Origin of the sequence: Nonomuraea sp. NPDC048916, assembly GCF_040649575.1 — a bacterium.
Classification (GTDB): domain Bacteria; phylum Actinomycetota; class Actinomycetes; order Streptosporangiales; family Streptosporangiaceae; genus Nonomuraea.
The window spans coordinates 94,787-115,721 of the sequence record NZ_JBEZFS010000005.1 but is presented as its reverse complement, the minus strand read 5'-3'; the positions used below and the strand labels follow the sequence as shown (position 1 = coordinate 115,721).

Genomic DNA, 20,935 nt, shown 5'->3' with positions numbered 1-20,935 from the left:
GGCTAGCTTACCGACATGGCGTGAAGTCCGGGCAGCCCCGACACGGGGTTGGCTATGAGGACGTGGCAGCCGGCGGCGGTGGCGGCGGCGATGCCGGGCGGGCTGTCCTCGACGGCGACGCAGCGGCGGGGGTCCACGCCGAGCCGGCGGGCCGCCTCCAGGTAGGGATCGGGGCACGGCTTGCCGCGGGCGGTGTCCTCGGCCGCGATGACCAGATCGAACTCGTGGCCGAGCCGGGGCAGCACGAGGTCGACGATGCTCCGGGGCGAGGCGCTGACCAGGGCGGTGGGGATGCCCTGGGCGGTGAGCCCGGCGAGCAGGTCGAGGGCGCCCGGTACGACGTCGACGCCCCGGCCGACGCGGTCGGCGAAGGCGTCGGTGAGGCGCCGGGCGACCTCGGCGAGGGCGCCGGCGCCCGGCTCGGCGGCTTCCACCAGGTACGCGGCCACGTCCTCGATCATGCGGCCGAGGACGTGGGGCTCGTCGGCGGGCCCGAGCGCGACCCCCATGGACCCGGCCACGGTCTCCGTGGCCTGCCACCAGAGGGTCTCGGTGTCCACCAGGGTGCCGTCCATGTCGAACAGGACGGCCCGCGGCACCTCAGATGGCATCGGCCGTGACGGGCGCCGGGACCGTGACCGTCCGGGCGGCCACCAGGACGGGACGCTCGACCAGCCGCACGGCGACCCGGGTGCCGGGCGTCAGGTGCGCCGCCTCGTGACCCGGCACGTCGGCGAGCACCTCGCCGCCTTCCAGGGCCAGCCGCAGCCGGACGGACGCGCCGCGGAAGGACGCGGCGAGCACCTCGGCCGAGCCCTCGTCGGCGGGCGTGACCCGCACCGCCTCCGGGCGGATCAGCACGTCCACCTCGGGGTCGGCCGGGACCGCGCCGTCGACGGGCAGGAGCTGGCCGAGGACCGTCACCTGATCGCCGGAGACCTGACCGGCCAGGTGGTTCATGGTGCCGACGAACTCGGCGACGAACGGCGTGGCCGGCCGGTCGTACACCTCGGCGGGCGGCCCGACCTGCTCCAGCCGGCCCTCGCGCAGCACCGCGACCCGGTCGGCGATCGACAGGGCCTCCTCCTGGTCGTGGGTGACAAAGATGGTGGTGATGCCGAGGTCGAGCTGGAGGCGGCGGATCTCCTCACGCAGCGAGACCCGTACCTTCGCGTCCAGCGCCGACAGGGGCTCGTCGAGCAGCAGGACGCGCGGCTCCAGGGCGAGCGCCCGGGCCAGGGCGACGCGCTGCTGCTGGCCGCCGGACAGCTCATGGGGATAGCGCTCGGCGTGCGTGGGAAGGCCGACCAGTTCGAGCAGCTCGGCGGCCCTGGCCCGCCTGGTGGCCACGGGCACCCGGCGCACCCGCAGGCCGAAGGCGACGTTGTCGCGGGCGTTGAGGTTGGGGAAGAGCGAGTAGGACTGGAAGACCATGCCCGCGTCGCGCTTGTTGGCCGGGACGTCGGTGATGTCCTTGCCGTCGACGAGCACGGCTCCCGAGTCGGGCCGTTCGAACCCCGCGACGCACCGCAGCGCGGTCGTCTTGCCGCAGCCCGACGGGCCGAGCAGGGCCACGAACTCACCCGGCTCGATGGTCAGGTCGAGGCCGTCCAGCGCGACCGTCTTGCCGAAGATCCGCCGCAGGTCGCGGAACTCCACCTTGGACGTCATTTCTTCTCCCTCCCGAACGCGCTGGAGACCGCGAGCAGCAGCAGCCAGATGAGCAGCAGGCTGAGGATCGAGACCGCGACCGACAGCTGCCCTCTGGAGCCGGAGATCGTCACGATCCACACCGCGAACGGCTGGTAGCCGAGCAGCCTGGCCACGGTGAACTCGCCGAACACCAGGGCGAGCGTGAGGAACGACGCGCTGGCCAGGGCCGAGCGCAGGTTGGGGATGATCACCCGGAACATCACGTGCGGCCAGGACGCGCCCAGGTTGCGGGCGGCCTCGACCAGCGTCCCGACGTCCATCGTGCGCAGCCCAGCGTCCAGCGACCGGTAGACGAACGGCAGCACCAGCACCACGTACGCCAGGACGAGCACGATCGGGAAGGCGGGGTTCTGGACGGCGATCAGCGTGGCCCAGAACGGCGTCGGGGCCAGCACGTCGGCCCCGGCGCGCAACGAGGTGCCGAGCCCGGCCACGAACGTGATCGGCGGCACGACCAGCGGCAGCGTGCAGAGCACTTCCAGGACCGGCCGCAGCCGCGGCGTGAAGAGCCGCACGGCCAGCATCGCGGGCAGCGTCAGCAGCAGCACCAGCGCGATCGTGGCGAGCCCGAGCCCGAGCGAGAGCGCCAGGCTCCCGGCGAAGCCCTCGGCCGTGAGCAGCTCGCCGTAGGGGCCGAACGACACCCCGGTGGTCGGGGTGTAGATCGTGTACCACAGCGACGCCCCGAGCGGGACCAGGAAGTAGAGCCCGGCCAGCAGGAACACCAGCACCCGCCAGGCCCGCGGCCGGGTGGCCGTGGGCGCGGCCGTGACCAGCGGTTGCTCCAGGCCCGTCACCGCAGCCATCGGGTGCTCCTCTTCTGCAGCGGCAGGTAGACCGCCATGACCAGGCCCGCGATCACGATCATGTCGAGGCTGAGCGCGAGCGCGACGTTCTCCTGGCCGATCAGCACGTCGCTGGTCAGCGCGTTCGCGATCTTCAGCGTGACCAGGGGCACGACCGTGCCGGCGCCCATGGCCGCCGCCGTGGCGTAGGCCGCGAACGCCGAGCCGAACAGCAGCACCACGCCGCCGAGCAGTGCGGGCGTCAGCACCGGCAGGCCGACGTGCCGCCAGTACTGCCAGGCGGTGGCGCCGTTGCCGGCCGCCGCCTCCCGCCACTGCGGGCGCAGCCCGTCGAGCGCGGGCGCCATGACCAGCACCATCAGCGGGACCGAGAAGTAGAGGTAGACCACGACCAGGCCCCAGAAGGTGTAGAGCGCGCCCGAGGGCAGCCCGAGCAGCCCGCTGACCACTCCGGAGTTGCCCAGCGTGGCCACCCAGAAGAAGGCCAGCGGGACGCCGCCGAAGTTGGCCAGCACGCCGGACGCCGTCAGCACCGACTGCCGCAGCGCCGTGAACCTGGAGGTGACCACGGCGTAGGCGAGGAACGTGCCGAGCACGGCGCCCAGCAGCGCCACGACGGCCGACACCTGGACGCTGCCGGCCATCGAGGTCAGGTTGCCGCCCTGCAGGCTCTGCCGCATGTTCTCGAGCGTCGGCCGTCCCTGCGAGGTGAAGGCGCCCACCAGCAGCGCGACCAGCGGGACGCCGAACACGAACGCGTAGAAGGCGAGCAGGGGCAGCGCGCCGAGCCACCCCCTGGACCTGGTCGTCATCCGGAGATGGCGGCGTCCCAGCCGCTGGCCAGCTTGGCCTTGGCCGCGTCGACCTGCTCGGGCGTGGGGAACGTGGGCGTGCCCTCGACCTTGGGCAGCGCCTCTGCCGCGGTCTTGTCGACCGTGCCGTCGGCCTCCATCGCCGGCAGCAGCACCGGCCTGGCGAAGCCCTTCAGGTAGAGGTTCTGGCCTTCGGGGCTGTAGAGGTACTCCTGCCACAGGCGGGCCGCCGCCGGGTGGGGGGCGTCCTTGTTGATGGCCTGGGCGTACATCTGGAAGTACTTGCCGTCGCTCGGCACGTTGACCTTCCAGTCGAGGCCCTTGGCCGCCATCTGGGGCGCGTAGGCGGCGTTGTTGTAGTCCCAGTCGATGCTGATCTGGGTCTCGCCCTTCTCGATCGTCGCCGGGGTGGTCTCGACCGGGTTGAAGTTGCCCGCGTCCTTCAGCTTCTTGAAGAAGTCGATGCCCGGCTGGATGTCGTCGAAGGAGCCGCCGCCGGCGATCGACGCGGCGTAGACGCCGGCGAAGGCCGAGCCGGACTTGGTCGGGTTGCCGTTGAGCGCGACCTTGCCCTTGTACTCGGGCTTGAGCAGGTCGGCGAAGCTCGTCGGGCAGTTGGCGATCTTCTTGGCGTCGCAGCCGATCGAGATGTAGCCGCCGTAGTCGTTGGTCCAGAGCCCGGTGGGCTCCTTCTGGCCTTCGGGGATCTTGTCGAACGTCTGCACCTTGTAGGGGGCGAACAGGCCCTCGGCGGCGCCGCTGATCGCGAACGACTGGCCGAGGTCGAGCACGTCGGGCGCCCGGTCCTGGCCCTTGCGGGTCTTGACGGCGTTGATCTCGTCGGCGCTGGCGGCGTCGGGATCCTCGCTCTCGATCTTGATGCCGTACTTGGCCTCGAACGACTTGATGATCTCGCCGTAGTTGGCCCAGTCGGGCGGCAGCGCGATGACGTGGAGGTTGCCCTCCTTCTTGGCCGCCTCCACGAGCTTGTCAAAGCCGCCGAAGTCGGCGGCGGAGGTGGCGGTGCGCGCGTTGACCCCGCCCTCCGCCGCCGGCTGGTCGGTGCCGGGTGCGGCGCCACAGGCCGCGGTCACTACGGTAAGTGCTGCTACAACGCCTGCCACACGGGCGCGAGGTGTGAACACGTCGCCTCCACTCTCGGGGGGTGTGGAAAGAATTTAGGGGAGCTTGTACAAACAAGCCAGCACCAGTAAGTCCCATAAAGATTGCTCTTTCGTGAACGGGGAGGGGCGTGGATGGTCTCCCGCTATGAACGGATCGCCGCTGAGCTGCGCGACGACATCCTCGGCGGCGTCCATCCGGTCGGCTCGCAGCTGCCCACCGAGTCGGAGCTGGCCGCGCGCTACTCCGCCGCCCGCGGGACCGTTCGGCAGGCGGTGGCCCTGCTCGTCGCCGAAGGGCTGGTCGGGTCGCGCCAGGGGGCCAGGCGCATCGTGCTGGGCCACGCCCGCAGCCAGAGCTTCGCCGAGCTGCACAGCTTCGCCCAGTGGGCCCGCGCCCACGGCTACCGCTTCGGCGGCCAGGTGATCGGCCAGCGCCGCCGGGCGGCGACGCCGGCCGAGTCCGCGCGGCTCGGCTGCGCGGAGGTGCTGGAGGTGCTGCGGGTGCGCTCGCTGGAGGGCGAGCCCGTGCTGGTCGAGCGGACCGTCTACGCGGACTGGACGGCCGGCGCCGTCGAACGGCTGCCGGCCGACTGCGAGTCGGTCACCGAGGCGCTCCGCGACTCGATCGGGCTGGTCTTCGCCTACGGCGAGCACCTCATCGACGCGGTCTCGGCGAGCGCGCACGACGCCCGCCTGCTGGGGGTGCGGCGAGGCAGCCCGCTCCTGCGGCAGCGCCGGATCACCACCACGCACGAGGGCAGGCCGGTGGAGTGGTCGGACGACCGTTACCGGGCGGGCAGCGTGGAGTTCAGCATCCGCAACTCGATCGGGGCCAACCCGCTGGTGCGGCAGGCGGGCGACTTGCGCTTCGGGGCGTAAGAACATATGTTCGAGTCATAGCACCCGTCTTCCCCCGGGTGGCTCAGCATAGGCACCAGAGCCGCGGGGAGAAGCGTCTTGAGCAGACTCTATGGCGATCCGATCGAGGTGTGGACCAGAGACGGGGAGCCCACCCAGTTCGTGTGGCGCGATCGCCTCTACCTCGTCCGCCGCGTCCTCGACCACTGGGTGGTCGCGCGCGAGTGGTGGAAGACCGGCGAGGGCGACCCCGGCGAGCGCCAGTTCTGGCGGGTCGAGGCCAGTCCGGGGCGCGAGGTCGGCTCCTACGAGCTGAGGTTCGACACCGCCAGCGGAGGCTGGCTGCTCCTGCGGGCGTGGGACTGATGGCGCCGCCGTTCCCCCACCTGAACGTGAGCTCGGCCTACTCGATGCGCTACGGCACCGCCTTCCCCCAGGCCCTGGTGCGGCGGGCGGCGGAGGACGGGATGGACATCCTCGCGCTGACCGACCGCGACGGGCTCTACGGAGCGGTCAAGCACGTCCGGGCCTGCGCTGACGCCGGGATCGGCCCGGTCCTCGGCGTCAGCCTGGCGCTCGCGGACCCGGGCTCCGGCTTCGACCCGGTCCCCGGCCCCGAGCCCGACCTCGATCCCGCCCTCCTTCCCGGGTTCGAGCCCAGGTCCGGCCGTGGGGCCGGTCGTGGGGCCGGCCGTGGGTCCGGCCGGGCGGGCGGCCACGGTGCGGGCTCCCGGGGCGGACGGCCCCGGACGGGGCCCGACGCGGCCGACCGGGTCACCGTGCTGGCCCGCTCGGGCGGCTGGTCCCGGCTGGCGCGCCTGGTCACGGCCGCCCACTACGCGGGCGAACGCGGCGCGCCCCGGATCACCCGCGAGCTCGTCGCCACCTGGGCGGGCTCGGGCGCCGACGGGCTGGTCGTGCTCCTGGGCCCGAGGTCCGACGTGGGCCGCGCGATGGCCGAGCGGCGCGACGAGCGCGCCAGGGCGCTGCTCGACCTGTGGCGCTCCACGGTCCCCGGCGGCGTGGCGGTCGAGCTGGTCGACCAGTACGGCTTCCGCGACGCCACCACCGCCGTCCGCATGCTGGCCCTGGCCGAGTCGCTCGACGTGCCCGCCGTGCTGACCAACGCGGTCAGATACCTCGACCCCGCCGACCACCAGGTGGGCGACGTGCTCGACGCGGCCCGCCAGCTGGTCCCGCTGCACCCCCGCCATCTGGAACGCACCACGTCCCACGCCTACCTCAAGAGCACGAAGGACATGCGGCAGGTGGCCGCCAAGATCTGCGGCTCCGACCAGAGCCGGATCGCCGACCTGCTGCGCGCCACCAGGCGCGTGGCGGAGGAGTGCGTGATCGACCCGGTCGAGCTGCTCGCGCTGCGCGGCGACCCGCCCAACCTGCACCTGCCTGAGATCGGCCGCGACCCGGTCCCGCTGCTGCGCCACCGCGTCGAGGACGGGCTGGTCTCCCGCGGCCTGGCCCGCTCCCGCGACGCCAGGGAACGCCTCGCGGCGGAGATGGACATCATCGAGAGGAAGCGCCTGTCCGGATACTTCATCGCCGTGGCCGGCATCACCGACATGATCCGCGGCATGGACATCCGCTGCGCGATCCGCGGCTCGGGAGCGGGCAGCCTGGTCAACTACCTCATCGGCATCGGCGAGGTCGACCCGCTCCAGCACGGCCTGCTCATGGAGCGCTTCCTGTCCGAGGGCCGCATCGGGCTGCCGGACATCGACGTCGACGTCGAGTCCGCGCGCCGGCTCGACTGCTACAAGGCGATCTTCGACAGGTACGGCGAGGCGCGCGTGGCCTGCGTGTCCATGATGGAGACCTACCGGGCGCGCAGCGCGATCCGCGACGTGGCCGGAGCGATGGGCCTGCCGCCGCACGAGATCGACGCGATCGCCAAGGCGTTCCCGCACATCCGGGCCACGCAGATCACCGCCTCGCTGAACGACCTGCCCGAGCTGCGCGAGAGCCGGCTCGGCGAGGCGGGGCTGGACCGGGTGTTCCGGCTGGCCGAGAAGCTCGACGGGCTGCCCAGGCACATCGCGCTGCACCCGTGCGGGGTGCTGGTCGGCAACTCCGGCCTGCGCGACCGCACCCCGGTGGAGCGGAGCCTGCTGGAGTTCCCGATGTCGCAGTTCGACAAGGACGACGTGGAGGAGGCCGGCCTGCTCAAGCTCGACGTGCTGGGCGTGCGGATGCAGTCGGCGATGGCCTACACGCTGGGCGAGATCGAGCGGGTCGACGACGTCGTGGTCGCCCTCGACCGGCAGAGCGGCTCCGAGCCCGGCGTCCAGTACGTGCCCCACGACGACCAGGACACCTACGACATGATCTGCGCCGGCCGCACCCTCGGCTGCTTCCAGATCGAGTCGCCGGGGCAGCGCGAGCTCGTCGCCAAGCTGGAGCCGCGCAGGATGCACGACCTGATCGTGGACATCTCGCTGTTCCGGCCCGGGCCGGTCAACTCCGACATGGTCACGCCCTACCTGGAGGCCCGGCACGGGTGGCGCCGGCCGTACTACCCGCACGAGCGGCTGCGCGAGGCGCTGAAGGAGACGCACGGCGTGGTGGTCTTCCACGAACAGGTGCTCAAGATCATCTCAGTGATGACCGGCAGGGACCTGTCGTTCGCCGAGCTGCTGCGGCGCACGCTGGGCACGCCCGAGGGACGAGAGCGGGTCCGCAAGGCGTTCGTGCCGCTGGCCAGGGCCAACGGGTTCGACGACGCCGCCGTGGAGCGGGCCTGGAAGGTGCTCGACGCGTTCGGCGGGTTCGGGTTCTGCAAGGCGCACGCGGCCGCGTTCGCGCTGCCCACCTACCAGTCGGCGTGGCTCAAGCGGCACCACGCGGCGGCGTTCTTCGCCGGGGTGCTCACGCACGAGCCCGGCATGTACCCCCAGCGCGTCATCATCGACGAGGCCCGGCAGTGCGGGGTCGCGATCCTGCCGCTGGACATCAACAGGTCGGCCCGCGACTGGCGGGTCGAACGGCTCGGGCAACGCCCCCCGGCGCGGGTCCGGGTCACCCCCGCCGCGCTGGGCGAGGACGACCCGCCGCGCCGGGTCGCCGGCTTCGACGCCGCGGAGCTCGGCAGGGGATACGCGCTGCGGGTGCCGTTCTCGGCGATCAAGGGGGTGAGCGAGGCGGAGGTGGAGCGCATGGTCGCCGGCCAGCCGTACACGTCGCTCGCCGACTTCTGGGACCGGGCCCGCCCGTCGCGTCCCACCATGGAGCGGATCGTCCAGGTCGGCGGCCTGGACCGGCTGCACGACCTGCATCCCGGCGGTTCCCGCTGGCGCCCCGGCCGGCTCACCCGCCGCGATCTGATCGCCCAGGTCGGCGCCCTCGACCGGGCCTCCACCTCCGGTGTCGCGTCCACTCCGAGGAGGTCGAAGCGCTACACCGCCGCCCGTCCCGAATCCGCCCCGGGCGGCGTCCCGGCCGTGCAGCTCCCCCTGGGCTTCACCGAGCACGTCTCGCCGGGCGAGCTGCCCGAGATGACCGAGGCCGAGATGGTCGAGGCCGAGCTGGAGATCCTGGGCATCGACGTCAGCCGCCACGTCATCAGCTTCCACGACGAGCTGCTCGACGCCATCGGGGTGGTGCGCTCCAAGGACCTGCCGGCCCAGCGCAACGGCGCCGAGGTGCTGGTCGCCGGGGTCAAGGTGGCCACCCAGACGCCGGCCGTCCGCTCGGGGCAGCGCGTCATCTTCACCACCCTCGACGACTCGACGGGCCCGGTCGACCTGACGTTCTTCGAGTCGGTGCAGGGCAGGTGCGCGGCGACGGTGTTCGGCGCCTGGCTCCTGGTCGCCAGGGGAGTGGTCAGGCGCACGGGCATCCGGGCGATCTCGATGCGCGCCGTCGACTGCTGGGACCTGGCCGAGCTCGACGCGCTCTGGCGCTCACGCGGCATCGAGGCGGTCCGGGCGGTCCTCGCCCGCGCCAAGGGCGACCGGGAAGAGGGCGACCGGGAAGGGGTCGGCGGACGCCCGATCGCGTACGCCAACGGGTTCCGGCTCTCGCCCTACTCCGACCTCGGCCCCGCCGTCACCGCCCCGCCGCGCCGGCTGTGGCACGCCAGCCAGGGCAGCTCCGGCCCCACGGCGGCCTGAGCCGGCCCGCGGTGCCGGCCGCGGTGCCGGCCCGCGTCAGCCCGTCTGCCCGAGCGGCGCCGACTCCGGGGAGGGCGGCGCCAGGCGGCGGGCCGGCCGGAGGGTGGCGAGCGGGGCGGAGGAACGCTGGATGTGGGTGATCCTGCGGACGGTGGCCGCGCAGAGCAGGGCGGCCAGCGTCAGGCAGGTGAGCTCCGGCGCCCCGATCCCCGTCAGGTCGCCCGCCGACGAGCCGAACAGCAGCCGCGACACGACCAGCGCCAGCGTCGCCAGCCAGCTCACCCACCACGCCCCCAGCAGCGCGAGCCAGCGGGCACGGCGGTCGAGCGGCGGATGGGCGCCGCGCCAGACCTCGTCCACGAGCACCACCGGAGCCACCAGGTTGAGGCCCGGGACGAGCAGGGCGGCCGCGACCGGCCCCGAGGGGGCGGACCGGTCGTTGACCTGCCGGGCCCGGACGAGCCAGGTGGCGTAGGCGATCGCCGCGGCGATGGTGGTGCCGGCGACCAGCATCATCAGGACGGCGAAGACGGTCACGGCGCCCACGACCGCCTCGGCCTCGGCCCCGTACGGGCGGCCGTCGAAGGCGGCGAGCTGGGCGGCGAGCCGACGGCCGCGGATCTGCTCGAAGATCACGAGAGAGCCCAGGGAGAGCACCTGCGCGACCAGGGTCACGTAGACGGCTGAGGCGGCTTTGGTGGGCGGGGCCTGGGCGTAGCGCACGTTGTTCTCCCCCCGTGCCATGCGCTGAGGTTCTGACTCACTTGTATCCCGCCGACCTCGTTGTTAATCAGCTCACGACCCCGCTTTCCCACGCCCACGCTGCTATTCCCACCCGATTGCGGACACCGAGCTTCGCCATGATGCTCCCGAGATGCGTTTTCACGGTCGACAGCGACACGAACAGCTCGCCGGCCACCTCCTGGTTGGTGCGTCCTCTGGCCACCAGCCGCACCACGTCGAGCTCCCGGTCGGTCAGCGGGCTGTCCGGCGAGACGGCCGTCCGCCTGGGCTGGGTCAGGTGCCTCAGCAGCCGCACGGTCACCGACGGCGACACCAGCGCCTCGCCGTCGGCGGCCGCCTTGACCGCCTCGATCAGCAGCGTGGGCCCGCTGTCCTTGAGCAGGAAGCCGGTGGCGCCCGCCCGCAGCGCGCCGTAGACGTACTCGTCGAGGTCGAAGGTGGTGACGATGACCACCCGCATCGGGTGCTCGACCCCCGGGCCGGCCAGCAGCCGGGTCACCTCCAGCCCGTCCAGCTTCGGCATCCGGATGTCGAGCAGGCACACGTCCGGCCTGAGCCGCCTGGCCTCGGCGACGGCCTGGGCCCCGTCGGCGACGGCGGCCACGACCTGCATGTCCGGTTGAGCGTCGAGGATCATCTGGAAGCCGGTGCGCACCAGCTCCTGGTCGTCGGCGATGAGCACGCGAATAGTCACGGCCCACACTCTAGGATCAGCCGTTCGGCCGAGACGGACCGGACGCACGGCCGATCCGCCACCCCGCCCTCCGGCGAGACGCTTTCCGGCATGAACGACGTGCTTGTGGGACGGAGCCTGACCAAACGCTTCGGGCGGACGGTGGCCCTGGACGGCGTGGACATCGCGGTGCGGACCGCCGAGGCGGTGGCGATCATGGGGCCGAGCGGCTCCGGCAAGTCGACCCTGCTGCACTGCCTGGCCGGCGTCACCGGGCCCGACTCGGGCGAGGTGCACCTGCTCGGCCGCCGTGTCGACACCATGCGCGAGCGCGCGCGCAGCGCCCTGCGCCGCACCCGCTTCGGCTTCGTGTTCCAGTTCGGCCAGCTGCTGCCGGAGCTGCCCGCCGAGGAGAACGTGGCGCTCCCGCTCATGCTGGGCGGCGTGCCCAGGCGCCAGGCGGTACGGCAGGCGCGCGAGTGGTTCGGCCCCCTCGGCCTGGCGGGCATGGAGACCAGGCGGCCGGGCGAGCTGTCCGGCGGTCAGGCGCAGCGGGTGGCCATCGCCAGGGCGCTGGTGACCGAACCGGCGGTGGTGTTCGCCGACGAGCCGACGGGCGCGCTGGACCAGACGACCGGCCACGAGACGATGCGGCTGCTGACCGAGGCGACCAGGCACAACGGCGCCTGCCTGATCGTGGTCACCCATGATCCCGGTGTGGCCGCCTGGTGCGACCGCACCGTCGAGGTCCGCGACGGCCGGCTGCTGACGGGCGGGATGGCCGCGTGAACCTCCATCTAAACCTCCACCTGACCGGACGGCCGATCGCCGCCCGCCGGCCGCAGCGCACGAACGGGGTGCGCGCGTGAACCTCGACCTGACGTGGCGGCTGCTCAGAGGAGGCGGACCCAGGGGCCTGCTCGGCACCTGGCTGACGCTGGGGGCGGTCGCGGTGTCCACGATGCTGCTGCTGTTCGCCGTGACCGCCAACTTCGCCTTCCAGGCCAGGGCCGACCGGGCGGCCTGGCGCAACCCGGTCCCGGCGGCCGAGGGCAGGGCCGTGGCGGTCGAGGCGGACCGCTTCGACTACGTCCGGGACATGGTGATCACGGTCGTCGACCTGGCCGCGCTCGGCCCGGACGCGCCCGCGCCGCCGGGACTGGCCCGCTTCCCCGCGCCGGGCGAGGTGTGGCTCTCGCCGGCGCTGGCCGAGCTGGTCCGGAGCCTCCCCGCCGACCAGCTGGCCAACCGCTTCACCACACCCGCCGCCGGGGTGCTGGGGGAGCAGGCGCTGGTGCACTCGGAGGAGCTGGTCGCGGTCGTCGGCCACGAGCCCGGCTCGCCGGAGATGACCGCCGAGCGCGGCGGCGCCCCCAACGCGGGCAGGTCGCCGGTCAAGGTGGCCGACCTGTCGGGGGAGCGCTCCAGGGACTCCGGGGTCTACCAGGTGCTGGCCCTCATCGCGAGCGTGCTCATGGTGGTGCCGCTGCTGGTGTTCGGCGGGGCCGCGGCCCGGCTCACCGTCGCCCGGCGGGACCAGCGGCTGGCCGCGCTGCGGCTGGTCGGGGCGACGCCCGGGCAGGTGGTCAGGATGACCGTGGCCGAGGCGGTCGTCGTCGCGTTCGCCGGCGCGCTCGCCGGGACCGCCGGTTACGCACTCGCCGTGCCGCTGCTGACGCGCGTCCGGATCGGCGGCGGCCCGTGGTTCGCCGCGGACCTGTGGCCGGGCCCGCCGGTCCTGGCCGCCGTCCTGGTCTCGGTGCCGCTGCTGGTGGGGCTGTCCGCGGTGGTCGGGCTCAGGCGGGTCGTGGTCGGCCCGCTCGGGGTGGCCAAGCGGGAGACGCCGCCCGCCCTGCGTTTCCTCAGGGTGCTCGCGCTGCTGGCGGTGCTGGCCGTGTTTCCGCTGCTGAGCCTGGACGTCCACTTGGGGGTCATCGCCGTGGCCCTCGCGCTCGCGTTCCTCGGCGTCAATCTGGCGGGCCCGTGGGTGGTCGCGGTCATCGGCCGGATCACGGCCGGGAGCGCCCGCACACCGGCCCGGCTGCTCGCCGGTCGCAGGCTGGTGGACGACCCCCGCTCGGCGTGGCGCACGGTGAGCGGCGTGGCCATGACCGGCTTCGTCGCCGGGTTCATCGGCCTGCTCAGCCCGGGGACGTTCACCGGTGAGGCGACCCCCGGCCTGCTCAGCGTCACCGTGACCGAAGGGCGGCCTTCGGCGGTCGCCGAGCGGGCCCGTGAGCGGCTCGGGGAGGCCGGCCTGGCCGCGACGGTCCGGCACTCCGGCAAGCTGGTCACGGTGACCCTGGCCGGTCCCGCCGACCCGGCCGCCGTCGATCGGGGCCGCACCGCTCTGGCCGGGCTGGTCCCCGGCCGCACCCCCACCACCGGCGCCGACGACGAGCAGGCCGGCGTGCAACTGCTCGCCGACGTCGGCGTGGGCACGGTGGTGGTGCTGTCGGTGTCGTTCCTGGTGGCCATCGCCAGCGCCGGGATCACCGCCGCCTCCTCGATCCTGGACCGGAGGCAGACCTACGCGCTGCTGTGCCTGGCGGGCACGCCGCTGGAGGTGCTGGACCGGGCCCGGCGGGCGGAGACGCTGATCCCGCTCACGGTGATGGGCGGCGGGGCGATCGCGGCAGGGGCGTTCTGCGCGGCGCCGTTCATGATCGGCCCACCCGGCGTCAATGGCGCGATCACGTTGCTGACCTGCGTCGCGATCGGCTTCGCGGGAGTGGTCGGTGCGGGTGCCCTGAGCAGGCCGCTGCTCAGGTCGGTCACCGCCGACCCGGCCCCGCGCCCCGACTAGCGACCCGGCCCGGCTCCGCGTCCCGACCGGGGACCGGCCGGGCTCCGCGCCCCGACCAGGACCGGCCGGGCCGAGGTCAGCCGCGGACCAGGTCGCGGACGGTGGTCAGCCGAGGACCAGGTCGCGGACGGTGGTCAGCGACTCCTCGTCCCGCGGTCCCATGACGAGGAGGCTGGTGACGGGGGAGGCGCGCCAGAGCTCGAGGCGTTCCTTGATCCGTCCGGGTGGCCCGACCAGCGAGATGCCGTCGGCCAGCTCGTCCGGGATCGCGCGGAACGCCTCGTCCTTCCGGCCCGCCAGGTAGAGGGCCTGGATGTGCCCGGCCGCCTCGGCGAAGCCCATCCGGCCGATGATGTCGGCGTGGAAGTTGCGCTGCCGGGCTCCCATGCCGCCGATGTACAGGGTGAGCATCATCTTCACGCCGTCCAGCGCGGCCTTGACGTCATCGGAGATGATCACCATGACCATGGCGGCGATGTCGAAGTCCGGGTCCCGGCCCGCGAGCGACTCGCCGTACATCTCCTCGATCTTGGAGGGGAAGGCGAACAGCGGGAGCCAGCCCTGGGCGAGCTCGGCGGCCAGGGCGACGTTCTTCGGGCCCTCCGCCCCGAGATAGACCGGGATCTCGGGTCGGAGCGGGTGCGTGATGAGCTTGAGCGGTTTGCCCAGACCGTCGGGGAGGGGGAGCGGGTAGTGCGGGCCGTCGCCGGTCACGGGCTCCTCGCGGCGCCACACCTTGCGCATGATCTCGACGTACTCGCGGGTCCTGGCCAGGGGCCTGGCGAACGGCTGGCCGTACCAGCCCTCGACGACCTGGGGCCCCGAGGCGCCCACGCCGAGCAGCAGTCGCCCGCCCGTGAGATGGTCGAGCGTCATCGCGGTCATCGCCGTCGTGACCGGCGGGCGGGCCGAGATCTGCGCGATCGAGGTGCCGAGTTTGATGCGTGACGTGCGCGCTCCATACCACGCCAGGGGTGTGAACACGTCGCTGCCGTAGGCCTCGGCGGTCCACACCGAGTCGTAGCCGAGCCGTTCGGCCGCCAGCACGGTCTCCGTCGCGTCGTCGGCGTTGCGCTGCCAGTAACCGAGGTTCAAGCCGAGCTTCATGACACCTCCCGAATTAAGTTCTATTACGGCCATGAGAAGCTCAGGGTGTCAATGCGGCGTCATCGGGGAGGTGGAACCTGTGCTCAAAGGTCTCTGCCGTCTCGCGTGCATCCTGCTGCTCCTCATCTCCGCGGCCGGGCCCACGGTGGCCTCCGGAGAGGCACGCACACCCCCGCCGAACATCGTCTTCGTGCTCGCCGACGACCTCGAATCCGGGACATTGCCCTACTTCCCGAACATCACCCAGCAACTCGTCAGCCAGGGCGCCTCGTTCGACCGGTTCTTCGTGACGAACTCGTGGTGCTGCCCCTCGCGGGCGTCCATCCTGCGTTCCCAGTACGTGCACAGCCATGGGGTGCTCACCAACACCGCGCCGGAGGGAGGCTTCGACCGCTTTCACACCTTGCGTCTGGAGCGTTCCACGATCGGCACCTGGATGCAGCAGGCCGGCTACCGGACGGCGTTGATGGGCAAGTTCCTCAACCACTACCCCGGCGAGACCGCCGACGAGACGTACGTGCCGCCCGGCTGGAACGAGTGGGACGTGCCGGTGCGCAACCTCTACGAGGAGTACGGCTACCGCCTCAACGAGAACGGCGGCCTCGTCGACTACGGCTGGTCGGCGGACGACTACCTGTCCGACGTGCTCGCGCGCAAGGCCGTCGACTTCATCGGGGCCGGGTCGGAGCCGTTCTTCCTCTACCTCGCGCCGACCGGTCCGCACAACCCGGCCAATCCGGCGCCACGCCACGCCGACGCGTTCTCCGACGCCTACGCTCCCCGCACACCGTCGTTCAACCAGGCCGACGTGAGCGGTGAGCCCGCCTGGTTGCGGGCCCGGCCACCGCTCACGGACCAGGTCGTCGCGCGGATCGACGAGCGCTACCGCAGCAGGCTGCGGTCCATGCTGGGCGTCGACGACCTCGTCGGAGCGGTCATGGACAAACTGCGGGAGACAGGCAAGCTCGACAACACCTACATCTTCTTCAGCTCCGACAACGGCTTCCATCTCGGCACCCATCGCCTCAAGCAGGGCAAGACCACCCCGTTCGAGGAGGCCATCAGGGTGCCGCTCGTGGTGCGGGGGCCCGGCGTGGCGCCGGGCTCCGTGATCCGCGAGATGACGGCCACGGTCGACCTGTCGCCCACGTTCGCCGCGCTCGGCGGGGCCGCGGTGCCGTCCTTCGCCGAGGGACGCTCGCTGGTGCCCCTGCTGCACGGCCGGCGACCGGCCCAGTGGCGGAAGAACGCGCTGATCGAGTTCGTCAGGCCGATCAACCGGGCGTCGGCCGCGCAGACGCCCGTGCCCCCCTACACCGCGCTGCGCACCGAGCAATACACCTACGTCCGATACGACACCGGCGAGATCCAGCTGTACGACGTGGTCACGGACCCCTACCAGCTGCACAACCTGGCCCGCATCGCCGACCCGGTGCTGATGCAGGGGCTGGATCAGCGGCTGCAGGCCATGACCGCCTGCGCCGGGGCCACCTGCCGGGAGGCCGACTCCCTCTGACGCGCCCCGGCGGACCGCCCCGGGGCTTCGGCGGGAAGAAGCGAGCGGCCGCTATGACGGTGGCTCGCGTCGGCTCTCACATCGCCGACTCTCACTTTCAGCCTCGGAACGCTACTCGAACAGCGCCGGATAGGCCCGGGCCAGGTGGTCGGTCACCGCCCGGGCCGCCTCCTCCGGCTCGCCTTCGTGAATGGCGCGCAGGATGCGCCGGTGGTCGGCCTGGAGCCCGGACGTGTCGCCCAGGCGTTCCACGGCCTCCACCGCGTACCTGCGCATCGAGTCGCGAAGCGAGCGCATGAAGGCGGCGATCAGCCGGTTGCCGGAGATCTCGGCGATCGCGCGGTGGAACGCGGTGTCGTGCTCCACGAACTCCTCGGCGGACCCGGCCTCGTCCATCCCTCGCAGCGTCTCGGTCAGCGCGGACGTGTCCGCACGCGTCCCGGCCGCGTGGGCGGCCGCCCAGCGTTCGATCATCAGCCGGGTGTCGATCACCTCGCGCAGCTCCAGCGTGGCCAGGCCGAGATTGAGCCTGAGGAGGTCGGTGAGCGCGCTGTCCGGGCGTGACGTGAGCACGGCTCCGGCGTCGGGGCCGCGCCCGGCCTGTGACGACACCACACCGAGCGTCTCCAGCACGCGCATGGCCTCGCGCACCGACGAGCGGCTCACCCCGAGCTGTTCGGCGAGCCGGCGTTCGGCGGGGAGCCGGTCGCCGGCGGTCAGGCCGTCCTCGGCGATGCGGTGCTCGATCTGGGCGAGGACGTCCTCGAACGTGCGGGTTCGCTTGACGGGGCGCCAGCCGGTGCCGGTCAACGGTTCCCCCTGCCTCTCGGTGGACGCGCCTCTTGGGCGGACGCGGTGGATTGGATATGGTCTGACCATCTTGTGGTCAGACCATACCTCGGAACCTCGGAAGGAGAGCGGTGCGAGTCGCCCTGTTCATCACGTGTGTGAACGACACGCTCTTCCCCGGCACCGGCAAGGCCGTGGTGTCGCTGCTGCGCAGGCTCGGCTGCGACGTGGACTTCCCCGCGGCCCAGACGTGCTGTGGCCAGATGCACGTCAACACCGGTTACCGCGAGGAGGGGGTGCGGCTCGCACGCCACTTCACCGAGGTGTTCGCCGGCTACGACGCCGTCGTCGCGCCGTCGGGATCGTGCGCGGCCATGGTCCGGGAGCAGTACCCCAAGCTGGTACGGCCGGGCAGCAGGGGGGCCGCGGCGATCGCCGAGATCACGCCCAAGGTCTTCGAGCTGTCGGAGTTCCTGATCGACGTCCTGAAGATCGACGACGTAGGCGCATATTTCCCGCACCGGGTGACATATCACCCGACATGTCATTCCCTCCGCGGCCTCCACCTCGCGGACCGGCCCACCAGGCTCCTCCGGAACGTCCGCGGCCTCGACCTCGTCCCCCTCCCGGCAGCCGACGAATGCTGCGGCTTCGGCGGCACGTTCGCGGTCAAGAACCCGGCCGTGTCCGCCGCGATGGGGGCCGACAAGGCGCGCAACGTCCTCGGCACGGGCGCCGAGGTGCTCTGCGCGGCCGACAACTCGTGCCTGATGCACATCGGCGGCACGCTGAGCCGCCAGCGGACCGGCGTCCGCGTCATGCACCTCGCCGAGATCCTCGCCGCGACCGAAATGGTCAAGGAGGGCACAACCCCATGAGCGCCACGTTCCTCGGCATGCCAGGAAATTTCCCGGAAAACTCGGCGCTGGCCGTACAGGACTCTCAACTCCGCTACAACCTCCGGAAAGCCACCCACACCATCCGCGGCAAGCGCGCCGGGGTGGTCGGTGAGCTCCCCGACTGGGAGCAGCTGCGGGCCGCAGGCAAGGCGATCAAGGACGAGACCCTGCGCCACCTCGACCGCTACCTCCTCCAACTGGAGGAGGCCGTCACCCGGGCGGGCGGCACGGTCCACTGGGCCAGGGACGCCGGCGAGGCCAACCGCATCGTCACCGGCCTGGTCAAGGCCACCGGCGAGACCGAGGTGGTCAAGGTCAAGTCCATGGCCACCCAGGAGATCGGGCTCAACGAGGCCCTGGCCGAGCAGGGGGTCACCGCCTACGAGACCGACCTGGCCGAGCTGATCGTGCAGCTCGGCGACGACTTCCCGAGTCACATCCTGGTCCCCGCCATCCACCGCAACCGGGCGGAGATCCGCGAGATCTTCCTCGACCGGATGGGCGACGCCCCGCCCGGCCTCACCGACGAGCCCGCCGCGCTGGCCGAGGCCGCCCGGCTGCACCTGCGCGAACGCTTCCTGCGGAGCAAGGTGGCGATCTCGGGCGCCAACTTCATGGTCGCCGAGACCGGCACGCTGGTGGTGCTCGAATCCGAGGGCAACGGCCGCATGTGCCTCACCCTGCCCGAGACCCTGATCAGCGTGGTCGGCATCGAGAAGCTGCTGCCCTCCTGGCGCGACCTGGAGGTCTTCCTCCAGCTGCTGCCCAGGAGCTCCACCGGCGAGCGGATGAACCCCTACACCAGCATGTGGACCGGCTCCGTCGAGGGCCAGGCCTTCCACCTGGTCCTCCTCGACAACGGCCGCACCGGCGTCCTGGCCGACGAGGTCGGCCGCCAGGCGCTGCGCTGCATCCGCTGCTCGGCCTGCCTGAACGTCTGCCCGGTCTACGAACGCGTCGGCGGCCACGCGTACGGCTCGGTCTATCCCGGCCCGATCGGCGCCATCCTCACCCCGCAGCTCAGGGGCATGTCGTCGGCCCTCGACGCCTCCCTGCCATACGCGTCCAGCCTGTGCGGCGCCTGCTTCGAGGTCTGCCCGGTCGCCATCGACATCCCCGAGGTCCTGGTCGACCTGCGCGCCAAGGCCCCGCACGGGCCGGCCGAGCGCGCGGGCATGCGCGTGGCGGGCTGGATCCTCAACGACCACGTACGCCTGGCCAAGGCGCAACGCCTGGCCGGCCGCCTCCGCAAGCTGGTGCCGAGACGCCTGCCGGGCCCGCTGTCGGCGTGGACCGACACGAGGGACCTGCCCGAGATCCCGGCCGAATCCTTCAGAGACTGGTGGGAACGCGATGAGCGCGCGTGAGGAGATCCTGGCCCGGATCAGGCGGGCCGTCGACGGCGCCCCGGAGGTGGAGATCCCCCGCGCCTACCGGACCGAGGGCCGGATCCCCGACCTGGTGGGGCTGTTCGCCGAGCGGGTCGACGACTACCGGGCGATCGTGCACGTGATCCCGGCGGCCGAGGCGCCCGGCAGGATCGCCGGGCTCGTGGGCGACCGGCGCATGGTCATCCCCGACGGGCTGCCCCCGGAGTGGGCCGCCGGCGCCCCGGCCGACCTGCACACCGCCGACGGAGTGGTCACCGGCTGCGCGGTGGCGATCGCCGAGACGGGCACGATCGTCCTCGACTCCGGGCCCGGGCAGGGGACCAGGGCGCAGACGCTGGTGCCCGACTATCACCTGTGCGTGGTGCGGTCCGGCCAGATCGTGGCGGGAGTGCCCGAGGCGGTCGCCAGACTCGACCCGGCCCGCCCGCTGACCTGGATCAGCGGCCCCTCGGCGACCAGCGACATCGAGCTGAACCGCGTCGAGGGTGTCCACGGTCCCCGGACACTCGAAGTGGTCATCGTCACCTGATCACGGCCGCCACGTCCGAGATCGCGTCGGTGAACCACAGCTCGGCGTCCGTCATCGCCGCCGCCCTGGCCAGCGCCGAGTCGGCGCGGTCGCGCATCGGCTCCTCCACGCCCCACCGGCGCAGCTCGGCCGCGTCGACGGACATCTGGGTGCCGCCCCCGCCGATCCACACGGGCTGCGGCAGCTCGCCGGGCGACAGCACCGCCTGCGCCCGGCCCTCGCGCAGGGCATGGGCGACCCGGGCCACCCCGACGGGCCCCGCCGCGTCGCGGTGCCGGTCGAGCAGCTCGGCCCGGCAGCCCTCGAGCCACAGGTCGAGCGCCCTCTCCACATCGCGCTCGTGGTCCGGGCGGCTGCCCTGTTCGACCATCGTCACCCGGTCCGCGGACTTGGTGCCGAGCCGGTCGCAGAGCAGCGCGCACGACCTGGGGTCGCCCGCCATCAGGATGAGCTCGGTGCCGATCCGGCGCACCTGCTCGTCGATCTCCCAGGCGACGGCCGCCGCGTCCCACGCCTGTCCCGCGGCGTTCCGGTAACGCCGCCGCGCCCAGCCGCCCTGGGCGGTCTTCGGCAGCGGCCACGGCGCGGCCTCCACGGCGGACGTGCGCGGCGAGCCGCCGCCGAACACCGTCAGCTCCGCCCCCGCCCGGTCCACGACGACCCGCAGGTGCGGCAGGTTCTCGCCGCGCTGCATCAGCATCGGTGTGACGTGCGGCAACGGCGCCCAGGTGGCCAGCTCACGAGGCGGCGGCTCGGCGAGCGGCTCCGCCATCACCACGTCGCCGTGGGTGCCGAACAGCGCCGAGGGTCCGATCGCCGCCCTCTCCAGGGCGTCCACCGTCGCCGGGTCCGCCATGGTGAGCCGATCACGCACGCCGCGCCAGTGGCTCTCCCTCCCGGTTCCGTTCGGCGTCCCCACGTAGACCGACACGTACGGCCCGCGGCGCTCGTAAAGCGGCCGGATGAAGTCGAGCCGCACCGGTCACCACCTCCGCCCCTCGTCATTCGCCCGAGTTGCGCCCCTACCCCCGCTTTTTTCGG

General features: G+C 72.5%; 19 protein-coding genes. 9 read left to right on the top strand and 10 right to left on the bottom strand.

Annotated elements, in window-relative coordinates:
• Positions 1-2: 2 nt before the first annotated feature.
• The 5 genes from AB0C16_RS06370 to AB0C16_RS06350 are packed head-to-tail and all read right to left on the bottom strand — an operon-like array spanning position 3 to position 4,425.
• Positions 3-611 carry an HAD family phosphatase gene (locus tag AB0C16_RS06370; RefSeq protein ID WP_357679516.1) on the bottom strand — a complete coding sequence of 203 codons (609 nt, stop codon included), beginning with the start codon at positions 609-611 and terminating at the stop codon, positions 3-5.
• Positions 601-1,671 carry an ABC transporter ATP-binding protein gene (locus tag AB0C16_RS06365; RefSeq protein ID WP_357679514.1) on the bottom strand — a complete coding sequence of 357 codons (1,071 nt, stop codon included), beginning with the start codon at positions 1,669-1,671 and terminating at the stop codon, positions 601-603. The genes AB0C16_RS06370 and AB0C16_RS06365 overlap by 11 nt, the downstream gene beginning before the upstream one ends.
• A complete protein-coding gene (locus AB0C16_RS06360) occupies positions 1,668-2,519 on the bottom strand; it encodes an ABC transporter permease subunit (RefSeq protein WP_357679512.1) in 852 nt (283 codons plus the stop codon). Before AB0C16_RS06360 ends, AB0C16_RS06365 begins: the two co-directional genes overlap by 4 nt.
• A complete protein-coding gene (locus AB0C16_RS06355) occupies positions 2,507-3,331 on the bottom strand; it encodes an ABC transporter permease subunit (RefSeq protein WP_357679510.1) in 825 nt (274 codons plus the stop codon). The genes AB0C16_RS06360 and AB0C16_RS06355 overlap by 13 nt, the downstream gene beginning before the upstream one ends.
• Positions 3,328-4,425 carry an extracellular solute-binding protein gene (locus AB0C16_RS06350; protein ID WP_357679508.1) on the bottom strand — a complete coding sequence of 366 codons (1,098 nt, stop codon included), beginning with the start codon at positions 4,423-4,425 and terminating at the stop codon, positions 3,328-3,330. The genes AB0C16_RS06355 and AB0C16_RS06350 overlap by 4 nt, the downstream gene beginning before the upstream one ends.
• A gap of 162 nt (positions 4,426-4,587) precedes the next feature.
• Between AB0C16_RS06350 and AB0C16_RS06345 the strand changes: the two genes are divergently transcribed.
• The 3 genes from AB0C16_RS06345 to dnaE all read left to right on the top strand — a co-directional run bounded on the left by AB0C16_RS06345 (position 4,588) and on the right by dnaE (position 9,440).
• Positions 4,588-5,334: a GntR family transcriptional regulator gene (locus tag AB0C16_RS06345; protein ID WP_357679506.1), complete on the top strand. Its 747-nt coding sequence runs from the start codon at positions 4,588-4,590 to the stop codon at positions 5,332-5,334.
• A 78-nt stretch (positions 5,335-5,412) separates the two neighbouring features.
• Positions 5,413-5,679 (top strand): DUF6504 family protein, encoded by a 267-nt coding sequence (locus AB0C16_RS06340; protein ID WP_357679504.1) that lies wholly within the window; start codon positions 5,413-5,415, stop codon positions 5,677-5,679.
• Complete coding sequence (gene dnaE, locus AB0C16_RS06335) at positions 5,679-9,440, top strand: DNA polymerase III subunit alpha (protein WP_357679900.1); 3,762 nt, start codon at positions 5,679-5,681, stop codon at positions 9,438-9,440. Before AB0C16_RS06340 ends, dnaE begins: the two co-directional genes overlap by 1 nt.
• A 36-nt stretch (positions 9,441-9,476) precedes the next feature.
• On the opposite strand, the gene AB0C16_RS06330 is transcribed toward dnaE, so the two are convergent.
• Together AB0C16_RS06330 and AB0C16_RS06325 are read right to left on the bottom strand one after the other, a co-directional pair.
• On the bottom strand, positions 9,477-10,184 hold the full coding sequence (locus AB0C16_RS06330) for a DUF4328 domain-containing protein (protein ID WP_357679502.1): 708 nt from the start codon (positions 10,182-10,184) through the stop codon (positions 9,477-9,479).
• A gap of 46 nt (positions 10,185-10,230) precedes the next feature.
• Positions 10,231-10,878, bottom strand: a complete 648-nt coding sequence (locus AB0C16_RS06325) for a response regulator transcription factor (RefSeq protein ID WP_357679500.1) — start codon at positions 10,876-10,878, stop codon at positions 10,231-10,233.
• A 90-nt stretch (positions 10,879-10,968) separates the two neighbouring features.
• Between AB0C16_RS06325 and AB0C16_RS06320 the strand changes: the two genes are divergently transcribed.
• Complete coding sequence (locus tag AB0C16_RS06320) at positions 10,969-11,646, top strand: ABC transporter ATP-binding protein (RefSeq protein ID WP_357679498.1); 678 nt, start codon at positions 10,969-10,971, stop codon at positions 11,644-11,646.
• A gap of 76 nt (positions 11,647-11,722) precedes the next feature.
• Positions 11,723-13,663 carry an FtsX-like permease family protein gene (locus AB0C16_RS06315; protein ID WP_357679496.1) on the top strand — a complete coding sequence of 647 codons (1,941 nt, stop codon included), beginning with the start codon at positions 11,723-11,725 and terminating at the stop codon, positions 13,661-13,663.
• 105 nt (positions 13,664-13,768) lie between these two features.
• Here the strand turns inward: AB0C16_RS06315 and AB0C16_RS06310 are convergent, their stop codons facing one another.
• Positions 13,769-14,770 (bottom strand): LLM class F420-dependent oxidoreductase, encoded by a 1,002-nt coding sequence (locus AB0C16_RS06310; RefSeq protein WP_357679494.1) that lies wholly within the window; start codon positions 14,768-14,770, stop codon positions 13,769-13,771.
• Between the two features lie 79 nt (positions 14,771-14,849).
• Here AB0C16_RS06310 and AB0C16_RS06305 point away from each other — a divergent pair, with 79 nt between their 5' ends.
• A complete protein-coding gene (locus AB0C16_RS06305) occupies positions 14,850-16,286 on the top strand; it encodes a sulfatase (RefSeq protein ID WP_357679492.1) in 1,437 nt (478 codons plus the stop codon).
• Positions 16,287-16,397: 111 nt separating this feature from the next.
• On the opposite strand, the gene AB0C16_RS06300 is transcribed toward AB0C16_RS06305, so the two are convergent.
• Positions 16,398-17,096 carry a FadR/GntR family transcriptional regulator gene (locus AB0C16_RS06300; protein WP_357679489.1) on the bottom strand — a complete coding sequence of 233 codons (699 nt, stop codon included), beginning with the start codon at positions 17,094-17,096 and terminating at the stop codon, positions 16,398-16,400.
• 110 nt (positions 17,097-17,206) lie between these two features.
• Here AB0C16_RS06300 and AB0C16_RS06295 point away from each other — a divergent pair, with 110 nt between their 5' ends.
• Genes AB0C16_RS06295 through AB0C16_RS06285 form a run of 3 tightly spaced genes read left to right on the top strand, consistent with a single transcriptional unit; the run spans position 17,207 to position 19,894 of the window.
• Positions 17,207-17,953: a (Fe-S)-binding protein gene (locus AB0C16_RS06295; RefSeq protein WP_357679487.1), complete on the top strand. Its 747-nt coding sequence runs from the start codon at positions 17,207-17,209 to the stop codon at positions 17,951-17,953.
• On the top strand, positions 17,950-19,341 hold the full coding sequence (locus AB0C16_RS06290; RefSeq protein WP_357679484.1) for a lactate utilization protein B: 1,392 nt from the start codon (positions 17,950-17,952) through the stop codon (positions 19,339-19,341). The genes AB0C16_RS06295 and AB0C16_RS06290 overlap by 4 nt, the downstream gene beginning before the upstream one ends.
• Positions 19,328-19,894, top strand: a complete 567-nt coding sequence (locus AB0C16_RS06285) for a lactate utilization protein C (RefSeq protein WP_357679482.1) — start codon at positions 19,328-19,330, stop codon at positions 19,892-19,894. The genes AB0C16_RS06290 and AB0C16_RS06285 overlap by 14 nt, the downstream gene beginning before the upstream one ends.
• Here the strand turns inward: AB0C16_RS06285 and AB0C16_RS06280 are convergent.
• Entirely contained in the window at positions 19,887-20,873 is a 987-nt protein-coding gene (locus tag AB0C16_RS06280) for a Vms1/Ankzf1 family peptidyl-tRNA hydrolase (RefSeq protein WP_357679480.1), read from the bottom strand. The genes AB0C16_RS06285 and AB0C16_RS06280 overlap by 8 nt on opposite strands.
• Positions 20,874-20,935 lie beyond the last annotated feature (62 nt).

Coding starts and splice junctions, on each gene's coding strand:
- AB0C16_RS06285 (WP_357679482.1), top strand. CDS start 19,328: ATGAGCGCGCGTGAGGAGATCCTGGCCCGGATCAGGCGGGCCGTCGAC.
- AB0C16_RS06310 (WP_357679494.1), bottom strand. CDS start 14,770: ATGAAGCTCGGCTTGAACCTCGGTTACTGGCAGCGCAACGCCGACGAC.
- AB0C16_RS06370 (WP_357679516.1), bottom strand. CDS start 611: ATGCCATCTGAGGTGCCGCGGGCCGTCCTGTTCGACATGGACGGCACC.
- dnaE (WP_357679900.1), top strand. CDS start 5,679: ATGGCGCCGCCGTTCCCCCACCTGAACGTGAGCTCGGCCTACTCGATG.
- AB0C16_RS06320 (WP_357679498.1), top strand. CDS start 10,969: ATGAACGACGTGCTTGTGGGACGGAGCCTGACCAAACGCTTCGGGCGG.
- AB0C16_RS06355 (WP_357679510.1), bottom strand. CDS start 3,331: ATGACGACCAGGTCCAGGGGGTGGCTCGGCGCGCTGCCCCTGCTCGCC.
- AB0C16_RS06345 (WP_357679506.1), top strand. CDS start 4,588: ATGGTCTCCCGCTATGAACGGATCGCCGCTGAGCTGCGCGACGACATC.
- AB0C16_RS06290 (WP_357679484.1), top strand. CDS start 17,950: ATGAGCGCCACGTTCCTCGGCATGCCAGGAAATTTCCCGGAAAACTCG.
- AB0C16_RS06365 (WP_357679514.1), bottom strand. CDS start 1,671: ATGACGTCCAAGGTGGAGTTCCGCGACCTGCGGCGGATCTTCGGCAAG.
- AB0C16_RS06360 (WP_357679512.1), bottom strand. CDS start 2,519: ATGGCTGCGGTGACGGGCCTGGAGCAACCGCTGGTCACGGCCGCGCCC.
- AB0C16_RS06330 (WP_357679502.1), bottom strand. CDS start 10,184: ATGGCACGGGGGGAGAACAACGTGCGCTACGCCCAGGCCCCGCCCACC.